Source organism: Bacillus sp. TE9106W (assembly GCF_054062215.1).
Genome location: NZ_JBSSFA010000010.1, coordinates 180,265 through 198,139, shown reverse-complemented (window position 1 = coordinate 198,139; position 17,875 = coordinate 180,265). Strand labels below are relative to the sequence as shown.

Sequence of the window (17,875 nt, the reverse complement as noted above, 5' to 3'; positions counted from 1 at the left end):
GTTGCCTGTCAGCTACTAGGCGACTTGGCTCTTACCTAGGCTGGACTTTCACCAGCAAGCAGTGCCCAGCTTAGCTGGGCACGCTAAATAAAAAAGATGAATTCTGTTTTTAATAGAATTCATCTTTTTTATTTATCGATATTTTTTCATATACAATAGAGTGTAAATCATACATTTTTATTTTTTATACCAATTCAACAAAGAGTAATTTCTCAATTGAATATCACCTATCTTCCCATAAAATATAGCCCTTCCTAATAAAATTAGGAAGGGCTATATACAAATGCCAGTTCAAATTTCAAACAGACATTGTAACAAGTTAGACGATATTAATACCTGCACTTACAAATCCAGCTACTGCAGCTATTGGACTTGCTGCTGTTAAGGAAACATATAATAATATTTTATCCCCAGCTACTACTGGAATAGCTTCAGGGATAATTCCTGATGCTGTAGAACCAATCGCGATCGCGGCAAATGCTGGTGTTAATAATAGAGGTGCACCTTGTACTGTAAACGTGTTACTTGCTGCTGGTGCAGTTAATATTTGTATCTGCACTTGAACAGGTGATAATGGAGATAATGCAGCTGTTGCACTAAAGAAACCTGCTAATGACGTAATAATCCCGTCACGTGGTGCTACAAATGCATAATCACCTACACCTAATGCTAATGTGATACTTGTTCCACCAGCTAATCCTATACCAGGCTGACTAAATCCAAATCCAAGTAGAGTTCCTGTATTAGCTATTAATGCGTTAACTAACGCTGCTGGTGTTGTACCTGAAGCGAATGGAATAATAGCTCCGCCACCAGTTGCTCCCGTTGCACCAGTTGCTCCCGTTAGACCTGTTGCTCCTGTCGGGCCTGTTACTCCTGCTAGACCTGTTGCTCCTGTCGGGCCTGTTGCTCCTGCTAGACCTGTGTCTCCCGTTGGACCTGTTGGGCCCGTTGCTCCTGCTAGACCTGTGTCTCCCGTTGGACCTGTTGGGCCTGCTGCTCCAGTATCTCCTGTTGGACCTGTTGCTCCCGTTGCTCCTGCTAGACCTGTGTCTCCCGTTGGACCTGTTGGACCTGTTGCTCCTCCTCCTGGACCCGTTGGACCTGTTGGACCTGTTGCTCCTCCTCCTGGACCTGTTGGACCTGTTGGACCTGTTGCTCCTCCTCCTGGACCTGTTGGACCTGTTGGACCTGTTGCTCCTCCTCCTGGAGTAACCCCAATTAATTGAGCTAATAAGTTTAATAAAAGTTGTAAACTTGCAGGATCAAGAATTAATGAGAAGAAGAATGGTGCAAGAGCACTATAGAATTGTTGTAATAAAGAAAGTAATTGACCTAGATTTGGATTAGGAGATTGAAGTAAGTTAATAATACTTTGAATTAATTGTTTTAAGAAATTCCCTTCTGGAGAAGGCGCTAATTCATTTAGTAAGTTCAATAGTTGAGTAAACAAATTGAGTAAAGCCAATCTGTTTGCGTCACTTGGATTTGCAAAAAATGCTGCAATAGCCGCAATTAAAGAATTTAGTAAAGTAATCAATCTTCCTAATTGTTCACTAGTAATTGGAACCGTTTGTGGATTATTACAACAATCTGAAGTGAAAACAATCGGATTATTGCAGTTGTTATGACCAAAGCAATCGTTATGTTTCATTTATTTCCTCCTTACTTGTTTTATAGTTGAGTGTTTTCCTATTATAAGAGTTAAAAAAGATTCATTTTAAAAAAGTAATTGAGTTATTTGTTCCGCTTAAAATAGGAAACATGAACGATAATTAAACTTGCAAACATTATTTAATTATGTTCATGACTCACATATTAATTATATGTTTTTAATAATTGACTGCTTAGATTAAACACCTAAACTTAAGAGTTTATTTTATTTTTCCACGTTTATCTCTTAGGTCCAAAAGCACATTTAACTTGAGTATGAAAACTAAGCATTAGCATATAATCACCAAGCAACAAAAATACCTTTACTAAAATTGTGTTCCCTCTATTATCATGAAGCCGTTTCTATTATCAAAAACTTTCATAATCTATTTTTCCCCTGCAATATCAACTTCAAATTATAATAATAATTTAATAATCAATTTAATTGCTGGTAATACAATTTCACTTCAACTATTCGGCGTATTATCCATAGTTAATTTAGTTGGAGGTGGTTCAACAGGTGCCTCTTTAACAATTATACGAATCGATTAAAAAATGATTTTTTCTTTTTTATAATAGTCATTCTTAAATCCTAAAATAGTAACTATTACATCATTCCTTAAGCTTATATATTAATAACTTCACGACAGTGATTTTGCAATAAGAAACACTTTGTACTATATTCATAGTACAAAGTATCTATACTAAATTTTCCGTATATACATTATCAATTTACACTGCTCTCTGCCAATGTTACATTAAATATGAAGGTAGTTTCTCAAATGCGAACCATCTCAATACGTATTTGAGAAACAAACTCCAATCCTATACGCGAGAGCAATACTATGTTGACACTCAAATGAGTGTCTTTTTTTGTAGATTATAAAAATAAAAACCATCTCTTATAGATGGTTTTACCATTACGCCTTTCTATGTTTTGTAAGACAGCTGTAAATTTATGAAGCCGAATAATAAATGGTCATACTTAACCGCGTTAGCGTTTTTCCAAAATTATGATATGTATGCGCTCTATCCGCCTTAAAGCGAATTGCATCCCCACTATTTAATTTATATTGACAATCATTTACTTCAATTGTTAATTCCCCTTCAAAAACCGTTATAAATTCTTCGGTCCCTTCTTTATGGCCTTCCGAACTTAATTTTCCTTCCGCATCAATTTCAACCGTATAGATTTCAAAGTTCCTATCATCTTGGAAAGGAAAAGAAGGATACACTTTATATCTCCCATTGTCTTCTAATAATACTTGAATATCATTTCGTAAAACAACTTTCGTATCCGGTTGCGGATTATTGATTAAAGAAGTAAAAGACACTTTTAAACCATTCGCAATTTTCCATATCGTTGTTAATGTTGGACTTGACTCTCCTCGTTCAATTTGTCCAATCATCGTTTTACTCACACCTGTTAATTGGGAAACCTTTTCTAAACTTAACTTTTCCTGCTCTCGTATTGTCTTTAAATTTTTCGCCAAAATAAGTTGAATTTCTTCCATAAGAAACACCCCTACACTATATACAATATAACGACCGTTATGTATAATAAAAAGCACACGTTATATTGTTCTTTTCGGTCATTATAACACACAAATAATTAGGGGGTTTTAAAATGCCTATATTTTCTTTTTTATTATTTGTTTTTATAAGTAGCTTCACACCCGGACCTAACAATTTTTTAGCGATGACATATGCTAATCAACATGGTTTAAAAAGGAGTATGCAATTTTGCTTCGGAGTAGCTTTCGGATTTTTCATCCTCACTTCCTTATGTAGCTTCTTTAATATTGTCCTAATTAAAATTCTACCCATAATTGAATTTCCATTAAAAATTTTAGGTGTAGCTTATATGCTCTATTTAGCTTTTAAAATACTTACTAGTAAAACTAGCACAGATCCCAATAAAAAATATAATAAAAATTTATTTACAGTGGGGATTTCCCTTCAGTTTATTAACCCTAAAGGGATACTATTCGGACTAACTGTAGTATCAACTTTTATTCTTCCTTACTACAATTCATATTCAAGTTATCTACTTTTTTCATTATTTCTAGGTGTAGTTGGGTTAATGAGTACATGTAGTTGGAGCTTATTTGGTTCCATGTTTCAAAAACTTTTGTTGAAACATACTAAATCATTTAACATCATTATGGCCATTTTACTAGTTTTTAGTGCAATTTCGATTGTATTCAATTAAATGTCTTTAATTTCGAAAAAGAGGATTACTCATTAAAAGTATCCTCTTTTTGGGCCGAATGATTTTTAAATATTCTGTTCCACTAAACGAAAACCTTTACTTAACTTCATACCACCAGCCTCTACGATCAAGGTAATCCGTCATTCCCTTAAGTTGCGCATCTGAAGTTGGTTCAGAGATAAAATATGTTAGACCATCAGATTGTAAGATGAAGTTTGCTGTCATTTTTAGGGACGTTAACGCTCCCATTACATCTGGTGTTTCATACGGTGAAAAAGCGCCTGATTGAATGATATTTTTTTTAGATGGCGGAGTTGTGCCACCAGATTGCCCAGTTAATGCATAAACAATTGAATTTGCAATCTTATCTGGATTCCATTTTGCCATATCTGCTTCATTATCGATAAATCCAAGTTCAATTAAGATTGCAGGTGCTTTCGTATTCGCTAACACATAAAGATCTTTTCGTTCCTTTGCACCACGATTTGACCAGCCAATATCTTTTGAAAGTTGTGCTGCTACCTTTGCTGATAAAGCTTGTTGGTCGTAGTAAAGTACTTCAACACCATTTGCTCTCGTATCATATGAGTTTAAGTGAAACGAAACTACTAAGTCTACATTATGTGAATTTGTTTTTGATACAATGTTATTTAAATTTTGTGCCTGCGTTGTCCCTACTTCATCAGTATCATCATAAACCGTATGCCCTAATGCTCTTAATTTAGCAACAACTGCATCCTTAACTTGGCGATCCATAATGTGTTCTTTCCGATTCCCATAATTCGCACCTTGTACAATGCTGTTATGACCTGCATGTAAACTATATCTAGCCATTTTTCAACACCCCCTTTATTATTAACATATTCAAAGCTCGTCTTATTGTCCGGTCAAATATCCAGTACAACACTTGCAAATAATAAATAGGGCGCTAATTTATTTTTTTAATGAAAAAATTAAAAATAATACTTTAAGTTGCGGCATCTACGTTTTTATTATTCATTTTAAAATCTTTTTATAATAATACAAAAAATAAGCTATAATATAAATTATTGTTCTTTAGGAGGGGTTTAATGGCTGATAAGTATAAATTTTTAATTCTCGTTGTTACAGCATTTTTTCTTTCTTTTCCTTAATAAAAGATTTCCGTAACACTTCAAAAAGTTTCTTTTGGGGAAGCTTTGCAATCCTAACAAGCTTTATATTATTATTAACACACGCTTTAGAGTTAACTCCAATACTTCTCCACTCAGCCCAAATGGCTCTTGAGATTATTACAATACCACGTAAATTAATTCTTCTATCTGTCACTGAATTCGCTAGTTTCTTCTAATAATTCGAACATCTATAAATTTTCAACTCTATAGCTCTAATTATCTTTACAAATATAAAAATGCGGTTTCTCCTTTCTAGAGAAACCGCACTATATCAAAGTTCTTATTAAATTTTAAACTGACTCGTATATAGGTCAAAGTAAAATCCTCTATCTTCCATAAGAGATTCATGATTCCCTCTTTCCAAAATACTTCCCTCTTGTATAACAAGGATTTGATCTGCTTTTTCAATCGTTTTCAATCGATGAGCAATTACGAAACTTGTTCGACCTCTCATTAAATTGTTTAGTCCTTCTTGAATTTGTAATTCTGTTCTCGTATCAATATTAGATGTTGCTTCATCAAGAATTAATATATCTGCATCTGCTAAAATTGCCCGTGCAATCGCAAGAAGTTGTTTTTGTCCTTGACTTAAATTCGATCCTTCTGATGCAATTTTTGTTTCATATTGATTCGGCAAATGCTTTATAAAAGAATGCGCAGATGCTGCCTTAGCTGCATTGATTACTTCTTCATCACTCGCATCTAATCGACCATAACGTATATTATCCATAATTGACCCAGCAAATAAATACGTATCTTGTAAGACTACTCCTATTTTACTTCGCAACGAGTTCAAATCATATTCTTTAATATTTTTTTCATCAATATAAATTTGCCCTTGCTGTACATCGTAAAAGCGCGTTAGCAAATTAATGATTGTTGTTTTGCCCGATCCAGTTGGACCTACTAAAGCAATTGTCTCCCCTGGCCGCGCTTTAAGACTCACTTCTTTTAAAATCGTTTTATTTTCCTTATATCCAAATGTAACATTCTCAAGTGCAACATGTCCTTGTAAATTTTGTACCATGAACGCATCTTTTTTATTTTGGATTTCTGGTACTTCATCCATAATTTCAAAGACACGTTCTCCACCAGCAACTGCCGCTTGAATCGTATTCATTAAAGTTGCGAATTGACTAAGCGGTCTTGAGAATTGACGAGAATAATTAATAAAAGCCGCAATGACACCTACTGTTGTCATTCCATTTAAAACCATTACTGATCCAGTCCCAATAACAAGCCCCATACCTAAGTTATTTATAAAATTCATACTTGGAAAAATAAAAGCTGAAAATGTATCCGCCTTCGTAGCAGACATTCTAAGTTGTTCATTAATTTTATTGAAATTTTGTACAGTTTCTTTTTCTTTCCCGTATAACGTTGTAACATCCGCTCCAGTTATAGCTTCTTCAATAAAACCATTTAATTCTCCTAAATCTTTTTGACGCTTTGCAAAGTTTTTACCACTATAAGCAACTAATTTTTTTGTAACGAAAAACATAATAGGTACTGTAATTAGTGTAACAATTGCTAAAATCCAATCTAATGCGAACATCGCAATTGTTACACCTATAAAGGTTAATGCTGATGAAATAGTTTGTACAACACTTTGTGTTAACGCTTGATTCAAATTATCTATATCATTTGTCACACGACTCATTAAATCCCCTTGAGAACGTACATCAAAGAACCGTAAAGAAAGCGTTTGGATTTTCTCGAAAATATCTTGTCGTATTTTTTGTATCGTTTTTAATGCAACGTTAACCATAACAAATGTTTGTAACCATGTTAACAATACTGTTACACCATAAATCGCGATAAGTAACAAACACATTCTCGCCGTACCGCTTAAATCTTTCGGTACAATATATTGATCGATAATTACTCCCATTAAATACGGACCTAATAACCCAAGTAATGTCGTAATAAATACTAAAAATATAACGAACGTAAGAGCAGCCTTTTGATAGCCCATATAGTTCCATACTCTCATTACAGTTCCTTTTGTATTTTTAGCTTTACCCATCTTAGGCGCGTTACGCCCACCTTTATTTGCAAATTGCCCTTGGAAATTACGCATTTTCTTTCCCACCTTCTTTATATAAATTACCACCTTGGGAAAGATAGATTTCTTGATATACCTCACATTGTTCTAACAGCTCTTCATGTGTACCATCACCTACTAATTCACCGTTATCTAAAACGAGAATTTTATCAGCATCTATTATAGAAGAAATTTTAGAGGCAATTAATAATGTTGTTGTTCCTTTATATTCTGTTCTTAGTGCCGATTGAATGTTAGATTCTGATTTAGCATCTACTGCAGATGTAGAATCATCTAATATAAGAATAGATGGCTTTCTCACAAGTGCCCTTGCAATTGATACACGTTGTTTTTGTCCACCTGATAAATTCGTTGCACCTTGTGTTAAATGATATTGATATGAATCTTCTAGCTTATTAATAAACTCAGTCGCACAAGCTGCTGAAGCTGCTACTTCAAGTTCCTCCTTCGTTGCATCTTCTTTACCATAACGTAAGTTCTCTTCTATACTACCTGAAAACAACAATGCCTTTTGAGGTACAAATCCTATAGAAGCACGAAGTTTTTGTAAATCATACGCCTTAACATTTATTCCATCAATACATATTTCACCATGATCAACATCATATAAACGCGGTAACAGTTTTGCTAAAGTAGATTTACCACTCCCTGTAGAACCGATAATTCCTACCTTTTCACCTTTACATATGCGAAATGAAATATCTTTTAAAACATATTCATTATTTTTCGTATAACTATAACTAACATTTTTAAAGTCAATTTTCCCCTCAATTTTCTTAGGCACAAGCGCATTTGTTTCACTCTTAATATCAACCTCAGTATTTAAAACCTGCTGTACACGATCCGCGGACGGAAATGCTCGCGCGATTTGCATAAATACCATACTGATAGACATAAGTGACATTAAAATAATATTCAAATAGTTAATAAACGCTAATATAGCTCCTACTTGAAGCGCTCCATTAAATACTTTTTCTCCACCGATCCATAATGTTGCAACAATCCCGCCGCTTACAACTAACATAATGATTGGCATCATTAAAGAAATAAGCTGCACTGCTCGAATATTTATCTTCGTTAAATTTGTATTCACTTTTCCAAACTGAGTGATTTCATATTTTTGTCTTACATACGCTTTAATAACACGTACGCCAGATAAATTTTCTTGCAACTTTGTATTCACTTTATCTAATGCTTCTTGCACTTTTTTGAACGTTCCGCTCGCTTTACTTGCAATAAATATAATCGCAAGCAATAAAATTGGAACGACTACGAGTAATATAGGAAATAACTCACGTGCTGTTACAAAAACAATTATTATACTTCCGATAAATAACAAAGGACCACGAACAAGAACACGTAATGTCATTGTCATCGCCGATTGAATTGAAGTAATATCATTTGTCACAATCGTTAATAATTTCCCAGTTCCAAATGAATCGCGATTTTCACTAGAAAATGTTTCTATTTTCGCAAATACATCTTTTCGTATGTCTGTAGCGAAATTAACTGCTGCTTTTGTAGAATACATCATGCACCCAAGTCCTCCAACTAAACCGAGTGTTGCAGCTCCTATCATAAGAAGCCCCATTTTTATTACATAATTCAAATCACGGTTTGCTATCCCAACATCAATAATATGTTGCATAATAGTCGGTTGAATTAAGTCCATCGCAACCTCAAGTACCATAAATAGCGGTCCAATAATAGCGAAGAACATGTATGGTTTTAAATACTGTAATAACTTGCGAAATGATTTCATACATAATCTCCTTTTTCCTATGAAATTACCATTTAATAATTCATACCCTCCTTATTTAAACGATGTAGTTTGTAATTTCTTTCTTATTTCTATTATATTATGTAAATTAATATTTAACATTATTAAATGATAAGCATTTATGACTTTCTGGTCAATAAATGTGCTTTATATTACGCAAATAGAAAAACCGTATTCTTAAGTAGAAAGAATACGGTTTTTCATCTATATCTCTTCAATTGTAAAATCTAAAAACTCAGTCTCAAATCCATTGTTTTTAGAAGGACTACACGTGTAAAAACCTATTTTAACAGGTGCATTCCCTATATCCTCCATCAAATGAGCGATTCTTATTTGTTCCCATTGACAGCTTTTTTTTACATATATTATATAATCACCACGTTTACGAACAATTCGAAAACGAAGTTGCTCGTTAGCTAATTCTGTTGGAAAGTCTTGTGTTGACCAATCAGAATATCCATTATTCGTTACGACAGCTCCTAAATGGGAAGGGCCATCTGGAATATACTCTAATGAAGTTTTCAACCAACACTTTTCCGAAATCATAACAAAAAGACCTGCTTGATCGTATTTTGAATTTGGATTCATACACAATTGTACTTCAGCTTGAAAGTCTGTCACCATTTCATTATAAAATACATGACCATTCATGACTTCAAAACCATAATGTGTTTTAAGCCAAAAATCTGTTTCTGCTTTCGAACGGACAATAAATGCCTGCTTTTCATTAATTTTATAATATTCAGGGACATTCATTATAGTGAGCTGCTCAATATGTTTAGGTATATATGATATATTCATAGTTCCTCCATAATAAAACCTTTATACAAACATTTAAAACTCCGCTAATACTGGGAATTTATAACCTTTAAAATCTAACTCTTTATTACTCCGAACCATTAAATACTTACTAGACTGTAATTTTGTAAACTGTACATCCTCAATCCCTAATTGATCTGGAGAGAAGTAAAATTCGATTTCTGTAAACCTTTCAGCGATTTCCCCGCATATTTCATCTAAAACTGGAATTACTGGTGCAAACACCCCATATAATTTCAACTTTTCATTATCTACTTCATATACAATTAGAGCATCTAGTTTCTCTGAATAATACAATTTCTCATTCCATTCCGAATTGTACATATTCAAATAAAACGAAGGATGGAAGTTTAATGTTGAAAAATTATTTGAAAGTCTTTGGCTACTATCAATAGTTTCATGTATTAACTTTCTATCCTCTTCCATATAATAATCTAACTTTCTAAGTAAAGAATCATTATTATTCTCTTTATTATATAGAATAGTCATTAAATACTCCTGCACAACTTTAAACCCAAATGATGCATATAGTTCAGGTTTTTCTGTAAACAATAATGTACATTCACATTTCTTATCGATTTCTTCTATCATTTTACTCATTAATTGTGTCATGAGTCCTTGTCTTCGAAAATTAGGGTGTGTCATTACCGAATGAATGCCCGCTGCATTCATTCTTTCACCATTTACTAGCAATGGTAGCGAAAATACCGCAACACTTGCAATCGCTTTATCGTCATGTAAAAATGATAAAGCTTTGTATGTATCGTCCCAATAACCTCTCTCTGAAAAATCATGCAATGTTTGACTTGGAATCCCAAACACTTCTTCAAATAAAGGAAATAACTGCTCTCTTTTCGGTTCTGCTAAAAGAAGTTTTTCAAAAATTTCAACATTCCCCATGTTGTCCCTCCATACGTTAATTCCATCAAATTAGATTTAGTTATATGACCTGCTCTTAATGTAATAGGTCTTACCAATCAATATACTATCATAAAATATAAAAAAAGAGTCTAATTAATTTTATGTTTTGACTATTCGAAAATAAGTCGAATAAAGAAATATTAAGATTTTTGAATATTAATAAGTTTATTATATAAAAATAGTGCTTTCCACTTCGTTTTTACTCATAGAAATACACCATTTATAAAAAATATTTTTTATTATTTTTTTCCTTCTAGTCTCTCCTTCGTATTCATTTCTTCTCCTCTCATTCGCTTTTCAAATGTATTTCTCCAACTTGTAGAAAGCGCATGTACTTCTAAGAGCCTTTTTAGCCCTTCCATATTTTGTTTTTCCTTATGCATAATACGATTAGCAAATGCTACTGTAATACCTTTCGGATCAGGCTTTATTAACTTTAATGTATCAATAGGTGATACCCACCCTTCTTCTAATACACGAAAATAAAACCCTGTATATCCTGTTTCTTGAAAATATAATGGTAACTTTGGAATATTGTATTTCTTTGCTAATTTAAAACAAGGTTGTCTTGGCTGCGTTACTTGCACAATTGCTTCTCCAATTTGAAATGTATCACCAATACAAACATCCTCTTCACGCATATCGCTAATTGTTATATTTTCTCCGAATGCCCCATATACAAGATCTTGATTCAACTCTTTTTCCCAATATCCATAATGTTCTCCCGAATATACGCACACCGCTTTATCTACTCCTCCATGATGCACTAAATCCGCCTGGCCATCCCCATTAAATTTTACAAAGGATAAAAACACCGCTTCCTTTACTTGTTTCTTATTTATGCCTGTATGAATTACCTTTCCGCCGTATGTAACCTCTTTCGGTAACCCTATATTTAAAGATAATAATTGGTATTCATTAGTCATTCTATTTCCTCCTTTAAGATTGTTCCATATATTTTCTCACTCGATTTATTTTCACTACTATCTCTTTTATATAAAGATGATTATAAAACCTAAAAAATCATTGTTCAATCCAATTATTATAGACTTTTTACAAAATAAAAACATTCGAGCTATTAAAATAAAAAATCCTACTCCAACAATAGAAATAGGACTTATTTATAGAAAAGATAAATATATGTGTGCTGCAACTCGAGAGTTTATTGAGCAACTAAAAAGAACGGTGCATTCTTTACAAAACTAAACGAACAAAAGGGATTACCCTATGAATCCGTTTCACAACGACTTAGTAGAATCATCTCTTTTCAAAACAAAATATAACATTATATTAAGATTCATATAAATTTCAATGTACCTTTTTAGATATTGGAATATATTTCGTAAAATATGCTCCAACTAGCAATAAAACAATTGAAATGAACCAAATAAAAATCCCGCCAAAGTTAAACCAATATGCAAACAAATTCAAGATTGCTAGTGTAAAGAAACAAATTGAAGTTAACGCACTCTTCAATCCTTTTACCCCTGCTTTTTTTCTTTTTTCATAAGTAATATACATTGAAACGACAACAAATAAGATAAGAACAATCGGTAACATAACTTTTAGCAATGGCATTCCCTCCCGTATGTAGGTCTCACTATTACCATATTACCCCATTGCTCTTTTTGGAATCAATTAATAACGCTCTTCTCTCCAAAAGTCAGCATACGTTTTATTTTTAAAGTTCACATTCACCTTAGAAAACGGAAGACGTTCTCCAACTTTCAATGAATACCAGTCGTTTAAAAGTGGCGAACCGAAGCAAATATTCATTGTACGATTATGTAAATCAAATAAGACAGAATGCAAAGTTCCAAACCATTCTTCATAATTGTGTACTGTCAGCCCAGTAGGATACTCTTTTTCTACTAATCCTTTTAAAGACTCCATACTCACTAATCCATTTTCATTTAAATATTCATACAATGTGTGATATCTGTTTGTTGATTGTTCTAATCTTCTATTATTCAATTTTTGAATAGGTAAACTAATCGCATGGTTTGTTGATACGATGAAATCTTGGTTGTCACCATCAATCGTTGTTGTGAATTTATGACCGTCAAATATTTCAATATGTGCTGCATTTAAAGGATCAGCTACTATTAAATTAATATTACTAGCAATTGGTATTTCTTCTATTAGTGACTTAGCTTCCTGCACATTTTTACATTTCTCCAACAACAGTCGAATTACCGCAAAACATTGTAAACCATTTACCATTGGCTTTCTTAAACCTGCAATGTTTCCTACTGGTTGACCACATGCTGAAAATGTAACAGATAATCCATGTTCATTAACTCCTTCTGTTCTACCAAAATATTGAGTAGAAAAACCACTATGCGCATACGCACCTTCAAGATGCGTCGAGCAAAAACGCATATCATCTATTACTGGTGATAAATCATAGTTTCTTAATACATAAGTGTGAGTTGAATCTGTCTTTTTAGGTAATACTGCACAATGACTACAACCTGCTTTCAATAGTGTTTGATAGTAATACATCATATTTTTAGAAGGAATTTTCAACACTTCACAAAAACCTTCAATTTCTTCATTAATTCCAGAACAATATTGATTTAATATATTTTTAGATTCTGTCCAATGGATATGCGATATTACGTTTTCTTGTGCTATAAATTGCGGAATAAGATAAGGATGTTGTTTCACAAATTCACCTTGTTGCTTACCAATTTCATAATGACTTCCTTTGAGCGATGAAAAATACCCCTTTACTTGATACATCTAATTCCCCCTTATTGAATTTATCCATATCGTACCAATTAAACTTTATTCATTCTTGATGTTTTTTACTGTCTTTTAAATCAAATGTGGCTAGGATAAAATAAAAACTAGGAAACTGTAATCATGAACAGTTCCCTAGTTTTCTTAATACTAAATGATTCCCTCTTCCACCATCGTTTCTGCAATTTGAACCGAGTTCCAAGCGGCCCCTTTTAATAAATTATCGGAAACGATCCAAAGATGGAATCCATTGTGCGTATCAGGGTCTTTTCTAATTCTCCCGACAAATGTATCTATTTTCCCCTCTGCATATAATGGCATAGGATACAGCTGTTCACTAGGATTATCTTGCAATATAACACCTGGTGCATCCAGCAACACTGCTCTTATTTCTTCAATAGTTGCTTCTTTTTCAAGTTCAATATACACCGATTCTGAATGCCCTGAAACAACTGGAACACGCACACAAGTTGCTGCCATTTTCAAGTTTTGATCCTCCAAAATTTTCTTCGTTTCTTGAATCATTTTTACTTCTTCAAATGTATAATCATTATCTGTAAATATATCTACTTGTGGCAGTACATTAAACGCAATTGGATAATGCTTTTTATCTTTTTTTACAGGTAATATCGTGCTCTTATACTCTTCACCTGCAAGCATTGACTTAGCCTGTTCTTTTAACTCCTGGATCGCATGAATTCCTGACCCTGATACAGCTTGATACGTTGAGACGATAATTCGTTCTAAACCAAATGATTTTCGTATTGGCTGAAGAGCTGTTACCATCTGTAATGCTGAACAATTCGGAACTGCTATGATACCGTTATGCTTCTTTAATGTGTGCGCATTTACTTCTGGAACAACGAGCGGTACATCGCGAGCCATTCGGTATTCACTCGTATTATCAATTACAATAGCACCACTAGACACTGCATGATTAACAAATCGTTTAGAAACTTCTCCTCCTGCACTAAAAAAGGCAATATCTACCCCTTCAAAGCTAGTTGCTTTTGCCTCTTGTATTATTATCTCTCGTCCTTTGAATTGCACTACCTTACCAGCGGATTTTTTTGACGAAAGTAATGTCACTTCAACTATATTAAATTTAGTTTCTTTTTCTAACAGTTCAATAATTTTCTGTCCTACTGCACCTGTAGCACCAACTACAGCTACATGATAGCCCTTTTTGATCATCATTTCTCCTCCAATATAACTTGAATGAATATTTCTATAATTTCATTTTATAAAGAATTTAAGCATTTGGAAAATTGAAATACGTGATATAATCATTCACAAATCATGATAATAAAAGAGGGATTGCTTATGGAAATGAGACATGTTAAAACATTTTGTGCCATCGTGAAGTATGGTAGTTTTTCTAAAGCTGCTCATGCATTAGGTTATGCGCAATCTACTGTAACAGCGCATATGAAAGCATTAGAAAACGATTTACGTCTCCCTCTATTCGATCGATTAGGGAAAAAAATACTTCTAACAAAAGCAGGCCATCAATTTCATCCTTATGCCCTAGAGTTACTTGCTATTTATGAAAAAGCACAAGACATCCCTCAAAATAGTGATAATTTAGAGGGAACATTAAGTATTACATCTAACGAATCATTAGCAGTGTACCGATTACCACAATTATTACGTACTTACAAACAGGAAAATCCGAAAGTAAATATCGTACTGGAAACAACTACAAACGAACAAGCACTGAATAAGCTGCGTGAAGGAGAATCAGATGTTATTTTCATCATTGGAGAAAGTATGGAACATAATGATTTTATTACGTGTACTTTTTGTAATGAGACATTTGGATGGATTTTACCTCCCCATTACGCTACACACTCGAATCCATTTTGTTTATTAAATGATACTCAATTTATCTTTACAGAACAAAGCTGCGGCTATAGACCGATGGTAGATCGTTTTTTACGTCAAAGCGGAAATGTTCCAGCTAAAACATTTGAAACTTCCAACGTTGAAGTCATTAAACAATCTGTCATGTGTGAGTTAGGAATTTCAATTCTTCCCTACATCGTTGTAAAAGAAAGTTGCGAAAAAGAGCAACTCTGTTTTCAGCCTATCGAAACGCCAGTAGCTATTCAAAGCCATGTAATCTATCATAAATCTAGATGGATTTCACCCGTTTTACAATCGTTTCTTTCCTTACTCGAACGAGACTAAAAGGTACACGCAAAAAAGAGTAACTGCCTAATAAGCACTTACTCTCTTCCAATATTATCTTATTTATTATTCTGTCCCCCACCTGCAATTAATTTACTGCCTGAATATGTGCCTTTTTGCATAAACACTTGATTAATTAATTCTTTTTGTTCCGCTTCTGACATTACTCCTTTACCTTCGCCTAAATTCCCGCTTTGTAGTTTCCAAACCTTATTGTGATCCGCGTCCATCTTTTCATATTTTCCTTGTTTCCATCTCTCTAAAATGTCTGCGTATGTCCTTCCTTGTACAAGATCATTATTCTTTACAATATCAAGCAAACTTTCAATACGTTCTTGTGTGATAAAAATATAACCCCACTTTTGATCAGCTTTCGTTTTTTGATGTGCCATTTCATGTAATGCTGTCTGTATGTTCTCATCTGTCCACTTGAAATTTTTATTAAAACCGCTATTTGGTAATGAATGATTGCCATTTTCTAAAAGCTTTGCATCTTCAGCTTTTACATTACTATCAGCTAGTACTTCGGCTGCCGGAGCTGCTGGTGATGCCTTTTTCGCAGCTGGTTTACTATTATTCAAATAATACAGCATACCATACGTTACACCTACACCAATTACCGCCATACCAGCTATAATACCTATTATTTTAAATAATGTTTTCATCTTGCTTGTTGCCTCCCGTATATCCCATTTCATATTTTCTATTTTCTAAACCACATATGTATTTCCTCATATTATATTTCTTTTCTTTATAAATTGAAAGATTATTCTGTAAAAATTCCCCATCTTTTTCAAATGCCATCCACCTCTAAGCATTTCGTTTTAAATTCATAAAAATATATGCTAGCCTACATATAAAGGAGATGAATAAATATGAGTTTATTGTATAGCGGTTTAACTTTTTTAAACTTTGACGATACATATTTATTACAAAATAAACTACATTCTTATTCACATGAAGATATTGATTTTACTCATTTAGAGCACGCAAACCTGTATTGCGAGCCTCCTTCTTTAATGCGGATAAAACAGGAGTTAAACCGTAGAAAGCAAAAAGGAGTTACTTTTATCGGTTCTGGAAATTATCATTATGTATCTTATTTACTACTAAAAGAAATAGTTGAGCCATTTACCCTTATTTTATTTGATCATCACACTGACATGAACTTAAAAGAAGAAAATGAACATACTCTTATTTCTTGCGGGTCATGGGTATCGTTCGCTCTTCAAAATAACCCGAAATTAAAGAAAGTAATTATGATTGGACCTTCTTCTTTAACAATTCATTCCAATGATTATTCATGCGTAGAAGTGTTCCCAATAGATACGTCAAACGAAGTATCTACACATACAATACTTTCGCATATTCATACAAACACTATATATGTAAGCATTGATAAAGATGTTTTAGACTCAAAAGTAACTATTACGAACTGGGATCAAGGACAAATGGAACTCTCTACACTTTTAAAATGTATTCATTCTCTTATGAAGAATAAAAATGTCTATGGTATCGATATTTGTGGGGAACTACCCGTTTATCCTTCTCAGCTCTTTCTAGCTAAATATAAAAATGCTATTAAAAAAAATGAAAAAGCAAACTTACAAATTTTAAATTCAATATATAATACATAAAAAAACAACGAGCGCCTTATAAGGCGCTCGTTGTTTTTATGCACGTTGTTCTTTTAACCACTTCGTAATCGCATCTAACCTCGAAACATCAAAACGGCTCTCTTCACACACATGTAAACAGTTCAAACTGTTTACAATTTCTAATTCATTCGATTTTACACTTTTCGCGTCAATCATTTTACAGTACCCGTCTGTAACAGTATTTAAATTTTCATAATAACGTTGAAACGATTTTGATATATGTAAATGTTTTTCAAAGTTTCTTCTTCTTTTAGTCTCGTCAGATTCTTTCCGTTTTCTCAGTTCTTCATCATTTGTATATAAATAAAAATATTGATCAGGAAAACCAATTTCCTTATTGATCAGCTTTTCTTTATAAAAGTTTTCTATTAAAGATAATGGCTGATCAAATATATCAAAATCGAAACACCAATTATAACTAAGTGGCTGATAAATATCGCCATCAAGTATTACTAATTCATATTGCTCTGACTTCTGCACTGCTATTTTCCAGCGCTCTACTTGTTTTTCAAAATACCATGTTCTATGTTCGTTTTTTGATCTTTCAAATAATACATTCACTTCAGGTATAATGTACGCTCCATAATTTTTTTCTAACTCACGACACGTGGTACTTTTACCAACTGCACTCGCTCCCTCAAACGCTATAATCCCCATAATTTCTCCCACCTTCATTAA

Annotated in this window: 17 protein-coding genes and 3 pseudogenes; 6 read left to right on the top strand and 14 right to left on the bottom strand. The window is 33.2% G+C overall.

The features are described 5' to 3' along the window. Positions 1-319: 319 nt before the first annotated feature. Positions 320-1,654 carry an exosporium glycoprotein BclB-related protein gene (locus tag ACVWY7_RS18875; RefSeq protein WP_456523926.1) on the bottom strand — a complete coding sequence of 445 codons (1,335 nt, stop codon included), beginning with the start codon at positions 1,652-1,654 and terminating at the stop codon, positions 320-322. Positions 1,655-2,043: 389 nt separating this feature from the next. On the opposite strand from ACVWY7_RS18875, the pseudogene ACVWY7_RS18870 reads away from it, so the two are divergent. Then, positions 2,044-2,205, top strand: a pseudogene (locus ACVWY7_RS18870) (BclA C-terminal domain-containing protein); the annotation flags it as partial. Positions 2,206-2,609: 404 nt separating this feature from the next. On the opposite strand, the gene ACVWY7_RS18865 reads toward ACVWY7_RS18870, so the two are convergent. Next, on the bottom strand, positions 2,610-3,224 hold the full coding sequence (locus tag ACVWY7_RS18865) for a helix-turn-helix domain-containing protein (RefSeq protein WP_139365503.1): 615 nt from the start codon (positions 3,222-3,224) through the stop codon (positions 2,610-2,612). 56 nt (positions 3,225-3,280) lie between these two features. On the opposite strand from ACVWY7_RS18865, the gene ACVWY7_RS18860 reads away from it, so the two are divergent. After that, on the top strand, positions 3,281-3,865 hold the full coding sequence (locus ACVWY7_RS18860) for a LysE family transporter (RefSeq protein ID WP_078419936.1): 585 nt from the start codon (positions 3,281-3,283) through the stop codon (positions 3,863-3,865). Positions 3,866-3,961: 96 nt separating this feature from the next. On the opposite strand, the gene ACVWY7_RS18855 is transcribed toward ACVWY7_RS18860, so the two are convergent. After that, positions 3,962-4,699: an N-acetylmuramoyl-L-alanine amidase gene (locus ACVWY7_RS18855; protein WP_332297430.1), complete on the bottom strand. Its 738-nt coding sequence runs from the start codon at positions 4,697-4,699 to the stop codon at positions 3,962-3,964. Between the two features lie 236 nt (positions 4,700-4,935). Here ACVWY7_RS18855 and ACVWY7_RS18850 point away from each other — a divergent pair. Next, positions 4,936-5,195 (top strand): annotated as a pseudogene (locus tag ACVWY7_RS18850) (hypothetical protein). Between the two features lie 107 nt (positions 5,196-5,302). On the opposite strand, the gene ACVWY7_RS18845 reads toward ACVWY7_RS18850, so the two are convergent. The 5 genes from ACVWY7_RS18845 to ACVWY7_RS18825 all read right to left on the bottom strand — a co-directional run bounded on the left by ACVWY7_RS18845 (position 5,303) and on the right by ACVWY7_RS18825 (position 11,530). Further along, positions 5,303-7,099 carry an ABC transporter ATP-binding protein gene (locus tag ACVWY7_RS18845; protein WP_078419933.1) on the bottom strand — a complete coding sequence of 599 codons (1,797 nt, stop codon included), beginning with the start codon at positions 7,097-7,099 and terminating at the stop codon, positions 5,303-5,305. Next, on the bottom strand, positions 7,092-8,846 hold the full coding sequence (locus ACVWY7_RS18840) for an ABC transporter ATP-binding protein (protein ID WP_456523925.1): 1,755 nt from the start codon (positions 8,844-8,846) through the stop codon (positions 7,092-7,094). Before ACVWY7_RS18840 ends, ACVWY7_RS18845 begins: the two co-directional genes overlap by 8 nt. Positions 8,847-9,068: 222 nt before the next feature. After that, complete coding sequence (locus ACVWY7_RS18835) at positions 9,069-9,665, bottom strand: DUF1349 domain-containing protein (protein ID WP_078419931.1); 597 nt, start codon at positions 9,663-9,665, stop codon at positions 9,069-9,071. Between the two features lie 33 nt (positions 9,666-9,698). Further along, the gene (locus ACVWY7_RS18830) at positions 9,699-10,583 is read right to left on the bottom strand and encodes a GNAT family N-acetyltransferase (RefSeq protein ID WP_456523924.1); all 885 of its coding nucleotides are present in this window, start codon (positions 10,581-10,583) and stop codon (positions 9,699-9,701) included. A gap of 260 nt (positions 10,584-10,843) precedes the next feature. Then, entirely contained in the window at positions 10,844-11,530 is a 687-nt protein-coding gene (locus ACVWY7_RS18825) for an MOSC domain-containing protein (RefSeq protein WP_078419929.1), read from the bottom strand. Between the two features lie 118 nt (positions 11,531-11,648). On the opposite strand from ACVWY7_RS18825, the pseudogene ACVWY7_RS18820 reads away from it, so the two are divergent. Next, positions 11,649-11,810: pseudogene (locus ACVWY7_RS18820) on the top strand (LysR family transcriptional regulator substrate-binding protein); the annotation flags it as partial. A 102-nt stretch (positions 11,811-11,912) separates the two neighbouring features. On the opposite strand, the gene ACVWY7_RS18815 reads toward ACVWY7_RS18820, so the two are convergent. From ACVWY7_RS18815 to ACVWY7_RS18805, 3 genes are all read right to left on the bottom strand, one after another. Further along, positions 11,913-12,176 (bottom strand): hypothetical protein, encoded by a 264-nt coding sequence (locus ACVWY7_RS18815; RefSeq protein ID WP_456523923.1) that lies wholly within the window; start codon positions 12,174-12,176, stop codon positions 11,913-11,915. 66 nt (positions 12,177-12,242) lie between these two features. Continuing rightward, positions 12,243-13,349 (bottom strand): C45 family autoproteolytic acyltransferase/hydolase, encoded by a 1,107-nt coding sequence (locus ACVWY7_RS18810; RefSeq protein ID WP_210627035.1) that lies wholly within the window; start codon positions 13,347-13,349, stop codon positions 12,243-12,245. Between the two features lie 150 nt (positions 13,350-13,499). Continuing rightward, a complete protein-coding gene (locus tag ACVWY7_RS18805; protein WP_456523922.1) occupies positions 13,500-14,543 on the bottom strand; it encodes an aspartate-semialdehyde dehydrogenase in 1,044 nt (347 codons plus the stop codon). Between the two features lie 129 nt (positions 14,544-14,672). On the opposite strand from ACVWY7_RS18805, the gene ACVWY7_RS18800 reads away from it, so the two are divergent. Next, positions 14,673-15,539, top strand: a complete 867-nt coding sequence (locus tag ACVWY7_RS18800) for a LysR family transcriptional regulator (RefSeq protein ID WP_078419924.1) — start codon at positions 14,673-14,675, stop codon at positions 15,537-15,539. 59 nt (positions 15,540-15,598) lie between these two features. On the opposite strand, the gene ACVWY7_RS18795 is transcribed toward ACVWY7_RS18800, so the two are convergent. Both ACVWY7_RS18795 and ACVWY7_RS18790 read right to left on the bottom strand, forming a co-directional pair. Then, the gene (locus tag ACVWY7_RS18795; RefSeq protein WP_456523921.1) at positions 15,599-16,204 is read right to left on the bottom strand and encodes a PRK06770 family protein; all 606 of its coding nucleotides are present in this window, start codon (positions 16,202-16,204) and stop codon (positions 15,599-15,601) included. Continuing rightward, positions 16,188-16,343: a hypothetical protein gene (locus ACVWY7_RS18790; protein WP_170879248.1), complete on the bottom strand. Its 156-nt coding sequence runs from the start codon at positions 16,341-16,343 to the stop codon at positions 16,188-16,190. Before ACVWY7_RS18790 ends, ACVWY7_RS18795 begins: the two co-directional genes overlap by 17 nt. A gap of 71 nt (positions 16,344-16,414) precedes the next feature. Here ACVWY7_RS18790 and ACVWY7_RS18785 point away from each other — a divergent pair, with 71 nt between their 5' ends. After that, entirely contained in the window at positions 16,415-17,176 is a 762-nt protein-coding gene (locus ACVWY7_RS18785) for an arginase family protein (RefSeq protein WP_456523920.1), read from the top strand. Between the two features lie 36 nt (positions 17,177-17,212). Here the strand turns inward: ACVWY7_RS18785 and ACVWY7_RS18780 are convergent, their stop codons facing one another. Beyond that, a complete protein-coding gene (locus tag ACVWY7_RS18780; protein WP_456523919.1) occupies positions 17,213-17,872 on the bottom strand; it encodes a chloramphenicol acetyltransferase in 660 nt (219 codons plus the stop codon). Positions 17,873-17,875: the final 3 nt, after the last annotated feature.